Here is a 15,224-nt window from a genome sequence, read left to right on the forward strand (position 1 = left end):
CTATTTTATAGTTCGACCGAAGAGTAAGCTTAAAAAGTTTGGCAACCCAATAACCCATTCTCTTTTCCTGTGTCATTTATTGACTCAGAGAAACCCATTTTTTGTATAAAATCAAATGTGTTCTTTTTCGATGCATCAATCACTGAACGATGACTTTGCCCTGCATATTCTTTATATAGTACCGTATTACCATTTTGACAAAGTTTTTTCACCATCTGTTTCGTAGTTTCAGGTGTTACCGTTGTTTTATCATCAGAGCCTTGGATAACCAAAACAGGTACGTTTAATGTCAATGAAGACGGATCCTGAGCTGATAAGAACTGCTTAACCTTATCCAAATCATCGCCTTCTTTTAAGTATTTACCTTGAGATAACGGCTTTAGTGCAGCCAATTCCCCTACGCACAGACGTTGTGCTGCATCAAACTGAGGCAATATCGAATCATCAACCAGCTTATTAATGTCAATTGATGGGTCTGTCGCCTTGGCGCCAAGTACAGTCACTGTAATAAAAAATTGAGCCTCTTTAGGAGCTGTACCTTCCGCCGATGATTCAATAAACTTGAGTACCCCTGGCCCCACCGGTGCAAGTGCTACCGCGCCTTTTAGTGGATATTTTTTATTCGGTGGTAGACTTGCAGCCCATAACACTGCACCACCACCTAAACTATGCCCAACAGCAACCCATTCATTTGCCAAATTTTCAGGGAGCTGATGAGCAGCAGAAACAATATCAGCAATATTATTGGCATTGCTTTGCCCATTTAGCTCTAAACGAGGACCATCGGCACCCCATCTTGCATAGTCAGTACGCAAGACAGCATAACCATTTGCCAATGCTGCATTCAAATAGGCATCCCTATCAGGGTTATTATCTAATGAAGGAGAGCACTGTGGAGCCACTCCTGTTGTCCCATTTCCCCAACTCAATACAGGAAAACCATTCTCAGGTGCTGTGCCTTTCGGTATCGCAATACGACCAAAAACAGTAACAGGCTCATTATTTGGTGACGTGGAAAGATAAGAAACCAAATATTCTTTTTCTGCATTCTCATAACGAGTATTTGAATCTAACAAGCGGCTAGTCAATAACTGCCCCGCTTTTAAATTTTCCGAAACTGCAGGGATTGCATACAGGAAGGCAAACATCAGCCCCCAGAGCAAGAACAACTTCGATTTAATGTGCTTATAGATGCCATTTAACATTACATGTTCTCTTTAAGTTAATTAAATTTAGCCGATTTTTAAATTTTTATCTATACGACTTGCGATGATAATTCAATGATATAATTACCTTTACTGGCATTTTCCTTACTGCTTTTATCAAAAGATATTTTTTATATGAATAAAGAGTAGGCATTCAACATTAACATTTAATTAACAATCAATTCAACCTATTGGTATCACATAAAAAGATTTTTAATTCAATGCTCTTTTTCATATAAGCATAGAGAACACAAAATTATTCCATTCATTGACTTTTCCAATGAAAAGTCAATGAATGGCTGATAATAAATATCCATATTGAATTCATATTTGAAACAAGCATAATCGAAGGAATAACAATTAAAAAAGTAGAGAAATAACATTATATAAATCACAAAAAAAGAATAAAAAATAAATATTTCATTATTATACTCGTTTCAACAACATCAGTATTTCCAATAATTTTTCATTAAAAAAATTTAATTACTAACTAATAATTAAATAAAAATTAGCGAAAACATTTAAATATTATTTAATTATTACAATTACTCAAAATGGGCTATTCTTAAAATATTTATATACACTATAAATGTATGCCTTTACGACATTGCGCACCATTGTGGTGCATGAAGCCCCCAAGACGCACCAAGTTAGTGCAAAAAACTTCATTTATTCTCTTATGAATTTTTTATAGTCGTGTAACTCTCTGTATTACGCTGTTTTAAAAAGTTGGCATGCTTTTCGCTTATCTCTTTATAGAGAGCGAACAGCGTGTTTAATTAAGTTAATCACTACTGTCACGCCAGACAAACCAGCAAGTACATACTATATGGTTTCTGTAATTTGCTGATTAGACCCGACCAGGAGAGCCGAGAATGTCCGCTGAACATGTTTTATCGTTAATAAAAGAGCAAAATGTTAGATTTATTGATCTGCGCTTTACCGACACTAAAGGTAAAGAGCAACACATCACTATCCCTGCTCACCAAGTTGACGAAGACTTCTTTGAAGAAGGCCAGATGTTTGATGGTTCATCTATCGGTGGATGGAAAGGGATTAATGAATCAGATATGGTATTGATGCCAGACCCATCAACCGCGGTTATCGACCCATTCTTTGCTGACATAACCTTAATTATCCGTTGCGATATTTTAGAACCAGGCACTATGCAAGGTTATGACAGGGACCCGCGTTCAATTTCAAAACGCGCTGAGGACTTTTTACGTTCTAGCGGTATCGCTGATATCGTTCTGTTTGGTCCAGAGCCTGAATTTTTCGTTTTTGATGATATCCGTTTTGGCAATAATATGCATGGTAGCTACTACCATATCGATGATATCGAAGCAGCGTGGAATACTGGCACAAAATACGAAGGCGGCAATAAAGGTCATCGCCCAGCAGTACAAGGCGGTTATTTCCCAGTTCCCCCCGTTGATTCATCACAAAACCTGCGCTCTGCAATGTGTACCACAATGGAAGAAATGGGCTTAGTGGTTGAAGCGCATCACCATGAAGTGGCAACAGCAGGTCAAAACGAAGTTGCTACCCGCTTTAATACTATGACCAAAAAAGCGGATGAAACCCAGATTTATAAATATGTTGTTCATAATGTTGCCCATGCATACGGTAAAACCGCAACCTTTATGCCAAAGCCACTCGTCGGTGATAACGGCTCAGGTATGCACTGCCATATGTCTTTGTCTAAAGACGGTGTTAACCTGTTTGCTGGTGACAAATACGGCGGTTTATCTGAAATGGCGCTGTACTACATTGGTGGGATTATCAAGCACGCACGTGCGCTGAACGCATTTACCAACCCAACAACCAACTCATACAAGCGTTTAGTTCCGGGCTTTGAAGCACCAGTCATGCTGGCTTACTCAGCGCGTAACCGTTCTGCATCTATCCGTATTCCGGTGGTTGCCAGCACTAAAGCACGTCGTATTGAGGTACGCTTCCCAGACCCTGCGGCTAACCCATACCTCGCGTTTGCTGCACAGTTAATGGCAGGCCTTGATGGCATTATCAATAAAATCCATCCAGGCGATGCAATGGATAAAAACTTATACGACTTACCACCTGAAGAAGCCAAAGAAATCCCAACAGTTTCAGGCTCTTTAGACGAAGCCTTGGCTGAGTTAGATAAAGACCGTGAATTCTTAACCCGTGGCGGTGTATTCACGAATGACGCCATTGACGCTTATATCGAATTAGTTCGCAGCGATATCCAGCGTGTCCGTATGGCACCACACCCTCTCGAATTTGAAATGTACTACAGTGTGTAACACGCCGTTCCACTGCTAGTCTTTGTTGCCGTGAAGCACTTGCCCCATCTTTTGATGGGGCCTTTTCTCTGTAAAATATTAGCGGAACAAAATCAAATATCGGTTGTTTGGTCTATCAGGTATAATGCACCAAAATAGTGCAGGAGCAACATTACATGAAAACCGAACATTTGCCAGCACCAGAACAACTTCTCGATTCACTAATTAATAGCGTGCTGATTTTGGATTACGACCTGGTTATCCACTATGCCAATCATGCTGCACTCCAGATTTTAACTCAAAGCCAGCGTAAGCTATATGGTACCCCTCTCCCTCTTCTCTTTAGTTATTGTTCACTCAATGATGAACTGATGTTGAGTAGTTTAAAGGAAGGGCATAGCTTTACAGAAAATGAGGTCACACTGGTGTTTAATAACCATTCCCATGTGATGTCTTTCAGTGCTCAGCCATTTTCTGAACAATTTATTTTAGTTGAGCTTTCTCAACTTGATAGTCAACGGCGTCTAAGCCAAGAATTAGCGCAAAATGCCCAACAACTTGCAGCCCGCGAGCTCATTCGCGGACTTGCCCATGAAATAAAAAACCCACTAGGCGGTTTGCGAGGTGCCGCGCAGTTATTATCTAAAGCACTGCCTGACCCTCAACTGAATGAATATACTCAAGTTATCATTGAGCAAGCTGACCGCTTAAGGGCACTTGTCGATAGGTTGCTTGGTCCGCAATATCCGGGTCCTAAAACCCAGCAAAGCATTCATCATATAATGGAAAATGTGACGCGTTTGCTATCCTTAGAAAAGCCGGATAACGTCACACTGGTTCGTGATTATGACCCAAGCTTACCTGAACTCGAATATTACCCTGATCAAATCGAGCAAGTACTACTAAATGTAGCACGTAATGCGCTGCAAGCTCTCGCGGTAACTGGGGGAAATATTACGCTACGGACACGCACCGCATTTCAGGTGATGTTACAAGGTGAACGCTATCGACTAACAGCGCGTATTGATATTGAAGATAATGGCCCAGGTATCCCATTAGCAATTCAAGACACTTTATTTTACCCAATGGTTAGTGGGCGACCCGATGGTACAGGGCTCGGTTTATCTATTGCTCGAAGCTTAGTCGACCAACACGCGGGTAAAATCGAATTTACCAGTTGGCCGGGGCATACCGAGTTTTCTATTTATCTACCAATCAAAAAATAGGAGATATCTATGGCACAGGGAAAAATTTGGGTTGTTGATGATGACAGTTCTATTCGCTGGGTATTAGAACGGGCACTTAGCAGTGCTGAATTTTCATGCACCTGTTTTGATAGCGCTGATGCTGTTCTCGCTGCCTTAGAGACCTCACTTCCTGACGTGTTGTTATCTGATATTCGTATGCCAGGCACAAATGGTATTGAATTACTAAATACTATTAAGCAATCTCATCCCTTACTGCCGATTATTATCATGACGGCGCATTCAGACCTTGATGCCGCGGTCAATGCTTACCAATCTGGGGCCTTTGATTATCTACCAAAGCCATTTGATATTGATGAAACAGTGGCACTGGTCGAACGGGCACTCAATCACAGCCGTGAACAAAATCACACTGATCGGGATACTAAACAGCAGGCTCCTATTGTGTCTTCAACCATGATTGGTGAAGCCCCTGCCATGCAGGAGGTTTATCGGATCATTGGTCGCTTATCTCGCTCATCCATCAGCGTGCTAATTAATGGTGAATCAGGAACAGGGAAAGAGTTAGTTGCTCACGCCTTACATCAGCATAGTCCTCGTGTTAATCAGCCATTTATTGCACTGAATATGGCTGCGATCCCGAAAGATTTAATTGAATCCGAACTATTTGGTCATGAAAAAGGGGCATTTACCGGTGCAACCCAAGTGCGCCAAGGCCGGTTTGAACAAGCCAATCATGGGTCATTATTTTTAGATGAAATTGGCGATATGCCCCTCGATGTGCAGACTCGATTACTACGCGTTCTCGCTGAAGGGCAATTTTACCGGATTGGTGGTTATACTCCTGTAAAAGTGGATGTGCGTATTATTGCAGCAACCCACCAAGATCTCGAAAAACGCGTCAAAGAAGGGCTTTTTCGTGAAGACTTATTTCACCGGTTGAATGTCATTCGAGTACAATTACCACCATTACGCGAGCGTACCGAAGATATCCCACGCCTTGCGCATTACTTCTTACAAAATACCGCTAAGGAGTTAGGTGTAGAGAGTAAAGTGCTACATGCTGACAGCGAAAAAATCCTTCAACGCTATTATTGGTCGGGTAATGTCCGCCAATTAGAAAATGTTTGCCGCTGGCTCACAGTGATGGCCGCTAGCCAAGAAATTTTACCGCAAGACCTACCGGAAGATTTGCTGGAAGAGCGCCCGATACAAAATACTGAAGAAAATAACCTGAAGGCCAATGAATACGTAACTTTACCTACACATCAAGCCAACTCAGAAGCACAATGGTTTGAATTATTAGAAAAGTGGGCTAATAACGCGTTATCAGCAGGTAAAGACGATTTATTAGCACAAACAATCCCTATATTAGAGCGTACTATGCTAAGTTGCGCATTGACATATACCAAGGGCCATAAACAAGAAGCCGCCCGTTTATTAGGCTGGGGAAGGAATACTTTAACTCGAAAATTAAAAGAATTAGGGCTTGAGTAATTCATTATTTGTTTATGTAAGCCTAATTAAAACAAAAGCATATCATTAAAATAAGGTGGCGAAATAAAAGAATACATCTCCATCTTATTTATGATAATTAGCTTAACATTTAATTTTCTCTCTCAGCCATTGATAATAAAAACAATAAGCAATCACTTATATAGACCATTGAAATGCGATGGTTAATAAATGATATCCATAATAAAAACACCAAAACAAGCATATTTAGACCATCGTGATTTGATATTTATAATGATTTTTCATTTTTAGATAATATAAATGACAAACACTTCAAGTATACTCCATATGCTAACACCTGATAAACCTAAACAATCACCATATAAGAGATAAATTAAATTTATCCACCACTTTATAGGTAATCTTAGTTTTATATCGTTATTTAACTTTAGTAAAAAACCCAGTAAAAATGAAATTTACTTTAAGTAAGAACATAGAGTTAATTATTAACCAATAGTGTGTTAATTACTTATTATGATATTAACAATATTAAAATTTAGTTATATTTCACCAAATATAACAAAACTTGTTTATTTTAAAAAATAGATTCAAAATACTCTTCAGTTGAGTAATTGATATTTTCAACCACTCAATGAAAAATAAATAAATTATATTCCGGAGAAAAACAGATGAAAAAGAATTTACTTGCATCATTAATTGCTGCATCCTCAATCTTTGCTATTAATAATGCATTAGCAGCGGATGGTACTATTGATTTTACTGGTGAAATTATTGACCAAGCCTGTGAATTAGCTGCTGGTTCTGATGCATTAAAAGTTAATTTAGGTAAAGTTTCAAAAACCGCATTACCAAGTGCAGGTAGTACTGCTGCCGCCACTAAATTTACCATTAAATTAATTAATTGCCCAACGACTGTAACAAGTGCTTCTGTTAAGTTTGATGCGGATTCTTATATCGGCGATGATGAAGTTATTAAATTAAAAGAAGAAACTGGTGTTGCAACTGGTGTCGGTATTCAAATTACTGATGATGCTAATAAAGTAGTCCCACTATTTACTGCCTCTAAAACATACCCATTAAAAGATGGTGTTGAAAATAATTTAGACTTCAGAGCACGTTATATTGCTAAATCTGACACTGTAACTCCTGGTCCTGCTAACGGCACTGCAACATTTACAATCAATTATAACTAAATAAAAAATAAGGTTTAAAAGGAATTAAGCCTTATATAATTATAATCAATGGTGGTATTATGAAATTCATTATCTATATTTTCATTTCTGTATTTACACTATTAAACACTGCATATGCAGGTGTCATTATTGGTGGAACTCGTGTTATTTACAATGAGGGAAACAAAGATGTCAGCATTAGTGTAGAAAACCCAGATAAGATCCCTTATTTAATTCAGTCTTGGATTGATAATATCGATGAAAAAAAACAATCTGATTTTGCTATAACACCACCATTATTTAGGTTGAATCCGGATAACACAAATGCACTTAGAATCTTTCTAACTGAGAATAAACTACCTAATGATAGAGAGTCATTATTCTGGCTAAATATAAAAACGATCCCTGCGACAGAAAGAACAGAAAATTCATTGCAAATTGCATTTAAAACACAAATGAAGCTGATCTATCGTCCAAAAAGCTTAAAGAATGTTGATTTTATTGAAGAACAAAAAAAATTAGTATGGTCTAAGTCAGGAAATAACATTATTGTTAAAAACCCAACTCCCTATTTTATGAACTTTCAAAGCATTAGCTTTAATGGAACTAAAGCAAATGATGTTTCTTATGTCGCACCATTTGCAAGTGCATCTTTTGACGTTAATAACCCTAGTTCTAATGGAATAATTAAATGGGAAGTTATTAATGACTATGGGTCTGCACCAGAAACACTCGAAAAAAATATAAACTTATAAAAAGAGTTAGGTTACGATATGAAATTAAATAAAATATTTTTTGGCCTATTATTATATTTAGGCTATACGACGGCATTATATGCTGAAGAAAAACCAGATGATACAGTCTATTTTGACCCTGATTTTTTAGAGCTACCTAATAAAGATTCAGTTGACTTATCACAATTTGAAAATGATGAACAATTAGCAGGGGATTACTATGTTGATATCTATGTTAATACCAACCTAATTGGTGCTAAAAGCCTTAAGTTTGATAAAGACAGTAATAACAAGTTAGCTCCTTGTTTATCTCTTAATGATCTCAAAGAATTTGGCATTAAAGTTAATGATTACCCTGAATTGCAACATTCAGGAAGCCACTGTATAAACCTTGCTGCCATCCCTGATGCAAAAAGTGATTTTGAATTTGGTTCACAACGTTTATATCTTAGTATTCCTCAAATTGCCTTGGATAGAAACCCAAGGGGATATGTTGATTTAGCTAACATTGACAATGGAATCAACGCGTTATTATTAAACTATAGCTATAATGGTTCAAAAAATTACGACCGAAAAAATAATGATTCAGATAGTACATCTCATTATGTGAATTTAAGACCCGGTATAAATCTTGGGGCCTGGCGTTTGCGTAACTATACAACATGGTCCAGTAATAATGACCAATCCGGTAAATGGGACACCATTTACACTTATGCATCGCGTGGCATTAATAGTATCAAAAGCCAATTAACTTTAGGTGATAGTGTTTCGCCTTCGATGGTTTTTGATAGTGTGCCCTTTCGTGGTGCACAATTGGCAACAGATGACGATATGTCCCCTGAAAGCTTGCGTGGTTATGCGCCTGTAGTTCGCGGGATAGCACGTAGCAATGCACAAGTAACAATCCGCCAAAATGGCTACATTATCTACCAAACTGAAGTGGCTGCTGGTCCTTTTGAAATTACAGACCTCTACCCAACAGGGGGGAGCGGCGATTTACATGTCACAATAAAAGAGTCTAATGGTAGCGAGCAATACCAAATTGTTCCTTTCGCTTCATTACCCGTATTACAACGTGAAGGGTATTTTTCTTATAGCGTAACTGGCGGTGAATACCGCGCTTATGATAATAGCATTGATAAAACAAAATTTGGTCAGTTCACCTTAATCTATGGCTTGCCTTATGGCATCACCGCATATGGAGGAAGCCAAGTTAGTGAACATTACCAGTCTTATTCCATTGGTGCAGGGCAAAACCTTGGGCGCTTTGGTGCCTTATCAATTGACGTTACTCATGCAAATTCAACGCTCAGTAATGATGTTAAGGAAAAAGGCCAATCATACCGTTTCCGCTATAACAAAAATATCAATGATATTGGTACTAATATCGCATTGGCAGGTTATCGTTATTCCACCAAAGGCTTTTATAGTTTAGCGGAAGTGTTTGATGGTTATAGGGATACAAACTATGCCCCTGAAATTGAACGACGCCGTAATCGTGGTGAAATTACCCTCAGCCAAAACTTAGGGGATAGTTTTGGTTCAATTTCTGTTGGTTATATTAATGAAGATTATTGGAACAGTGACCGAAAAACGCAATCTGCCACGGTGGGTTATAACAATAGTTGGCAAGGTGTCAGTTATAGTTTGAATTATACCTATAACAAAAATACCAATAGCTATTCTTATCGGTCAGGAAGTCGTTCAAAAAGCGAAGATGACCATCAATTAGCGCTTTCCGTCAGCGTACCCTTTTCGGTATTTGACGATACCTTCTATTACAACTTTAACAGTAGTAGCAGCAGTAATAGTGCAAGTACCGGAAGCATTGGTCTTTCAGCATCACAGTTAAATAACCGGTTAAATTGGAGCGTTCAACAAGGCTTTACTACTCGAGACCAAGGCACTAACGGTAATATGAATGCTTCTTATAAAGGCCAATATGGTGAAGTCTCAGGCGGTAGTGGCTACAGCAAAGACAGCTATAACCTCTATTACGGGGTTAACGGTAGCTTAGTCGCACATTCTGGCGGCCTTGTACTTGGCCAACAGTTGGGAGAAACCGCGGCGCTTGTTGAAATTCCTGATGCAGGTGATGTACCGATCCTAAACCAAGCTGGGGTGACTACAAATAACCAAGGTTACGCATTGGTACCTTATGTCACTGCTTATCGCAAAAATATGATCGATATCGATACCTCTGCATTACCTGAGAATACTGAGATGGATTTATCCAGTCGAAGTGTTTCACCAAGCCGAGGGGCTTTAGTCAAAGCGAGCTTTACCGCAAACGTTGGCTACCGCGCAATTATGCTGCTGACTTTTACTGACGGTAAACCTGTACCTTTTGGCGCCCAAGCTATCTTTAACGATAACCCGCAGTTAAACAGTATGGTGGGGAATGATGGCGAAATTTATTTATCAGGCTTAGCTGAAAACGGCAATTTTATTATTCAATATAACGATAAACAACAATGCCAAGTCAATTATAACTTAGCAGGTATATCGAATTATATGGGGTTATATAAAACAGCAGCAGTTTGCCGATAATAAGGAATAAATAATGAAAAATTTTATTTATAAATCGATATTGGCTATGAGTTTTATATATTTATACTCAGGGTATGCTAATGCAGCTTGTACCTTAAACCCAAATTTAAATAATAAATTCGCTAACGTACCGACCGCGGTATATAACATTCAATATGATGATATTACACCTAGAGATTTAGGGTCTCTCCGTGCTGATTTTTCATCTACATCTCAGTGGGTAGCTAGTGATTCGAGTTCTTGTGCTACTTCATACTTAACGGGGAGTTTTATCAATAGCTGGTCACCAAATGCCAATAAAGTTGCCCTATCTAATATTCCGGGTATTGGCATTTCTGTTACAACCGCAGGCATTGGAGCGTTTAATGCTTCATGGGATAAAAACAACTCCAATTATAATATATTAACAACGCATTGGGGCATCACAGTAAAAAAACTTGGTTCGGTAACACAAGGTGGCACATTAAGAGCCGGAAATGTCGCAAGGTTAACCGTAACTTACCGTGCACCAACCAGTGTGACGTGGACTTTAACAACCTTAAATATGCCAACTAATGCTATTCGTATCAATGTGCTTAGCTGTTCATTAAAGAATAATCAGTCAACCTACAATATTGATATGCAAGATTGGTATGATACACAATTTCCTAATATAGGCTCAACCAGTACACCGGTTGATATTCCAATTACATTAACCTGTGCGGCAGGTACCAATATTAAAGCGACTGTCACAAGTTCTAAATATGAAGATGCGGCGACAGGAAAATTAGGGCTAACAGGAGCTGATAGTGCTACTGGTGTCGCAATACAATTATTGGATAAAAATAATAATCCAATCAAGCTAAATACCAAGAACAGCCTGCAAAATAATGTTCCGGCTGGAGACTACATGTTTAATTGGAAGGCTCGTTATATCAAGACGGCAGATAACATCACGCCAGGTACAGCGAATGCCTCTGCTACTGTAAATATTCGCTATGAGTAGGAATAAAAAATGAAAATAATAGTTAATAATTTAATTTTACTTAGTAGCTTAATAATCAGTGGGAATTTATTTGCTGCTAGCACAGTGACATTGAATTTTACCGGAAATATTAAAGCGGCTACTTGTAATATTACTGGTGGGAATAATATTGATATTGACCTAAAAAGTATTTCTGCAGATGTCTTTAAAAATACCAATTCAGGTTCCCCATGGAAAAACTTTAATATTAGCTTAAATAACTGTTCTACCTATATTAACCAAGTAAAACTGACGTTTACAGGAACCGCGGATACTGCGGATGCAACAAGTTTATACAAAAACCAAGGTACGGCAAGGAACCTAGCTGTACAACTACAAAATGGTAATGGAACAACCGCTTTAGGTAACCAAAAAGTATTGCAAGTCACTACAAATGGACAAACAAATATTAACATCCCATTAAGAACACGTGCGTTTAGCTCATTAGGTAATGTCACCCCTGGAACTATTTCTGCAAATATTACAGCAACAATTACCTATTTATAAACAGGGAAAAGAATATGAGACACTTTATTTTATTTCTATCACTAATGAGCTGCTCTTTCATTGTTTTTGGGCAAGCTGCGAATATTAAAGTACACGGTACTGTCATAGCTGCGCCTTGTGAACTTGAAAAATCTAATTACCTTATTGATTTAAAAAAGATTAATATTTGGAATATTAAGGATACACAAAAATCGTCATGGGTTGATTTTTCAGTTAAGCTCAAAAATTGCCCTGTAGGAACAAGCCAAGCTGTAATGGCTATATCAGGTACTCCAGACCCAACAACTCCAGAGTATTTTATAAACAACGGGACAGCAAAAAATGTTGCTTTGAATTTAGCAAGAACTGCAAATAAAGCGACTATAAAACACGGCGATACCATTACAACAAATGTCAACACACAAACTAGAAGCGTAGAAATTCCGTTATCAGCTAGAGTTTCAGGTTATGGTAATGGAATGATTGCAGGGTCTTTTAAAAGCCACTTAGAATTTACATTTACTTATCAGTAATTAAATATAATTTCTTATTACGCCTATATTTATTTTAATAGGAGATACATTATGTCTAATTACTACCCTATTTCCAAAATAGTTGGAAGTAAAATAACATATTATAGAAAAATGAATGGAATGACATTAAACCAGATTGCAAACATAATTGGTGTGAGTGAACAACAACAATCAAGATATGAACATGGTATTAACCGGATAAATTTAGATAGGCTAAATCAGTATGCTGAGATATTTAACATTAGTATATTAGAGTTTTTCATCTTCACTGAAATAGAGAAAGAATATATTAAAAAAGAATTCCTTATAAAAACCAGAGGAAACATCTATGAAGAAATCTAATGTAAAAGCATTATTAATGACAACACTATTGTATTCTACATATTCATATTCTGCTTGTATTCAAAACCCAAACTTAAGGAATATTAATGTCAATGTTCCTACACAAACTCATACTATTCAATATGATGATAATTCAACAAGGAATTTAGGTACATATACAATTCGTTTTGCTAGTGATAATATTACGACATTCTCAGGAAAAGACGGCCAATGTGGACAGGCAAGATTACATGCCAGCTATATAAATGGCTGGGTGCCAAACTTAAATAAAATAGCTGCCACTAATATTCCAGGTATCAGTGTAGAGATTCGAGCCGTAGCAGGGGCATTAGATTATTATAGCCCATACCCTATCGGAGATAGAATGCCATGGCGTATTGCAGTGCCCAAATGGGTTTTTATAGTAAAAAAAACCGGAAATGTAACACAGTCTAATACCCTTAAGGCCGGGGCTGTTGCACGATTAATCCAAGAAAACCCTAACCATATAAATTGGAATATCAGTACATTAAATATACCGATGAATGCCGTGCGAATAAATGTAGCAAAATGCACAACAAAGTCGAACAACTATACCGTTGTTTTAGGTGATTGGTATGACACACAATTTAAGGATATTGGCGCAGTAAGTGCTAGTGTTAATATCCCGATCACCTTAAGTTGTGCTGCCGGAACTAATATTAAAACAACCATTACCAGTAGTGCGGGGTATGTTGATACGCAAACAGGGAAAATCAAGTTATCTGGCACGGGCTCTGCAACAGGTATTGCCATACAACTACTAAATGCAAGTAATGCCCCTATAAAACTAGCTACTAAAAATAATACCATAACTAATTCAGCTGCTGGAGATATCCGGTTCAACTGGAAAGCTCGCTATATTAAAACGGCAGCTAAAATAACGCCTGGGAAAGCGAACAGTACAGCAACAGTCAATATTCGATATGAATAATTGGCCTAGTTTTAAGTATCATATTACGACCATCTAAAATGGGTGGTCATTAAATAATACCATTACATATAAAAATACAATATCTTGATTTAAACACATGCTTTTTTTTAAATTATCTATATATTAACTATTAAGCTCTAGTTTTTGCCTTATCTATATCTAGTGTAGCCCTGTTGTTTATGATTTATTTTATAAAGGGAAAACATGTCAAAAAATTATTCAATATCCAAACAAATTGGATATCAAATTTATTATCATAGAAAAAAGTTAGGTATTCCTATATCTATTATATCTAAGGAAATAGGAATTAGTCCACAACAACAATCTAGATATGAACGAGGAGTGAATAGAATAAATATAGATAGGTTATCTCAATATGCAGAATACTTTAAGATTGATATTAAATCTTTTTTTCATTTTTTTAGTACTAAAAAAGAGAATTAAACCACATAAGAAACATTAATAACATTAAAAATCCTTAATTAATTTTGTGTTATTAAAATTAGAGAGAACATTATGAAACGAAAAATATCAAAATCTGTTGGTCTAAAAATTAGAGTATTAAGAGAAGCTAATGGTATGAGCGGAAAAGAATTAAGTAGCTTATTAGGTATTAGCCAACAACATCAATCACGTTATGAAAATGGCGAAGTCAATATCCATGTTGATACGATATATCAATTATCTCAGATATTTAATATTGACCCTGCCTATTTTTTAACTGACGAGACAGAAATAAATAAAAATACAGACACTCCACTTAGTAAAAAAAATTATTTTTCTGCTGAGGCGTTAGTATTTTAATATTTAAATATGAGCATCATTATATGCTGATTTATTAAATGTCGGTGCATGGGTCATGTATTCAATCCGGTGATTAACCTGTAATATAGGGTAATTTATCGGAGAATATTCATGGCTAAAGTCGATGTAAGGTGCCCATTTTGTCAACAAACGCTCCCAGTGAAAAAACATGGATTAGGTAGCACTGGTCATCAACGTTATCGTTGCCAAGATTGCTGCCGAAGCTTCCAACTCGATTATAAATATCGTGCTTGCCAACCCGGAACTAAAGATAAAATTATCGACCTCACGATGAATAATGCCGGTATTCGTGATACTGCTAGGGCCCTTCATATCAGCATTAATGCGGTTGTTCGTACTTTAAAAAACTCTCGCCGAAGCAGGTAACGTCTTTACCGCTTGATAATTTGCACATTGAACTCCTTTGTGAAGTCGATGAACAGTGGTCTTTTGTGGCTAATAAGAAACAACAACGCTGGCTTTGGTATGCCTGGGAAC

General features: G+C 37.3%; 14 protein-coding genes and 1 pseudogene. 14 read left to right on the plus strand and 1 reads right to left on the minus strand.

Going from position 1 to position 15,224, the window contains the following annotated elements; genetic code table 11:
* Positions 1-29 precede the first annotated feature (29 nt).
* A complete protein-coding gene (locus tag ACIPUA_RS02465; protein ID WP_449059240.1) occupies positions 30-1,205 on the minus strand; it encodes an alpha/beta hydrolase family protein in 1,176 nt (391 codons plus the stop codon).
* Positions 1,206-2,080: 875 nt separating this feature from the next.
* Between ACIPUA_RS02465 and glnA the strand changes: the two genes are divergently transcribed.
* The 14 genes and pseudogenes from glnA to ACIPUA_RS02535 all read left to right on the plus strand — a co-directional run.
* Positions 2,081-3,490, plus strand: coding sequence for a glutamate--ammonia ligase (gene glnA / locus ACIPUA_RS02470; RefSeq protein WP_042847713.1), 1,410 nt, complete (start codon positions 2,081-2,083; stop codon positions 3,488-3,490).
* Positions 3,491-3,645: 155 nt separating this feature from the next.
* Positions 3,646-4,695: a nitrogen regulation protein NR(II) gene (glnL, locus tag ACIPUA_RS02475; RefSeq protein ID WP_042847714.1), complete on the plus strand. Its 1,050-nt coding sequence runs from the start codon at positions 3,646-3,648 to the stop codon at positions 4,693-4,695.
* A gap of 9 nt (positions 4,696-4,704) precedes the next feature.
* Positions 4,705-6,171, plus strand: a complete 1,467-nt coding sequence (gene glnG, locus ACIPUA_RS02480; protein WP_042847715.1) for a nitrogen regulation protein NR(I) — start codon at positions 4,705-4,707, stop codon at positions 6,169-6,171.
* 647 nt (positions 6,172-6,818) lie between these two features.
* Entirely contained in the window at positions 6,819-7,343 is a 525-nt protein-coding gene (locus ACIPUA_RS02485; RefSeq protein WP_042847716.1) for a fimbrial protein, read from the plus strand.
* Positions 7,344-7,402: 59 nt separating this feature from the next.
* On the plus strand, positions 7,403-8,077 hold the full coding sequence (locus tag ACIPUA_RS02490) for a fimbrial biogenesis chaperone (protein ID WP_042847717.1): 675 nt from the start codon (positions 7,403-7,405) through the stop codon (positions 8,075-8,077).
* 18 nt (positions 8,078-8,095) lie between these two features.
* Positions 8,096-10,606: a fimbria/pilus outer membrane usher protein gene (locus ACIPUA_RS02495; protein ID WP_042847718.1), complete on the plus strand. Its 2,511-nt coding sequence runs from the start codon at positions 8,096-8,098 to the stop codon at positions 10,604-10,606.
* Between the two features lie 13 nt (positions 10,607-10,619).
* On the plus strand, positions 10,620-11,591 hold the full coding sequence (locus ACIPUA_RS02500; RefSeq protein ID WP_042847719.1) for a fimbrial protein: 972 nt from the start codon (positions 10,620-10,622) through the stop codon (positions 11,589-11,591).
* 9 nt (positions 11,592-11,600) lie between these two features.
* Positions 11,601-12,116, plus strand: a complete 516-nt coding sequence (locus ACIPUA_RS02505; RefSeq protein ID WP_042847720.1) for a fimbrial protein — start codon at positions 11,601-11,603, stop codon at positions 12,114-12,116.
* Between the two features lie 14 nt (positions 12,117-12,130).
* The gene (locus tag ACIPUA_RS02510) at positions 12,131-12,628 is read left to right on the plus strand and encodes a fimbrial protein (protein WP_449059241.1); all 498 of its coding nucleotides are present in this window, start codon (positions 12,131-12,133) and stop codon (positions 12,626-12,628) included.
* A 51-nt stretch (positions 12,629-12,679) separates the two neighbouring features.
* A complete protein-coding gene (locus ACIPUA_RS02515) occupies positions 12,680-12,970 on the plus strand; it encodes a helix-turn-helix domain-containing protein (protein ID WP_042847722.1) in 291 nt (96 codons plus the stop codon).
* On the plus strand, positions 12,957-13,922 hold the full coding sequence (locus ACIPUA_RS02520; RefSeq protein ID WP_052219419.1) for a fimbrial protein: 966 nt from the start codon (positions 12,957-12,959) through the stop codon (positions 13,920-13,922). The genes ACIPUA_RS02515 and ACIPUA_RS02520 overlap by 14 nt, the downstream gene beginning before the upstream one ends.
* A gap of 204 nt (positions 13,923-14,126) precedes the next feature.
* A complete protein-coding gene (locus tag ACIPUA_RS02525; RefSeq protein ID WP_042847724.1) occupies positions 14,127-14,366 on the plus strand; it encodes a helix-turn-helix domain-containing protein in 240 nt (79 codons plus the stop codon).
* A gap of 72 nt (positions 14,367-14,438) precedes the next feature.
* Positions 14,439-14,726, plus strand: a complete 288-nt coding sequence (locus ACIPUA_RS02530) for a helix-turn-helix domain-containing protein (RefSeq protein ID WP_042847726.1) — start codon at positions 14,439-14,441, stop codon at positions 14,724-14,726.
* A gap of 111 nt (positions 14,727-14,837) precedes the next feature.
* Positions 14,838-15,224, plus strand: a pseudogene (locus ACIPUA_RS02535) (IS1 family transposase); the annotation flags it as partial.

This window comes from Providencia sp. AGC89, from assembly GCF_053543535.1.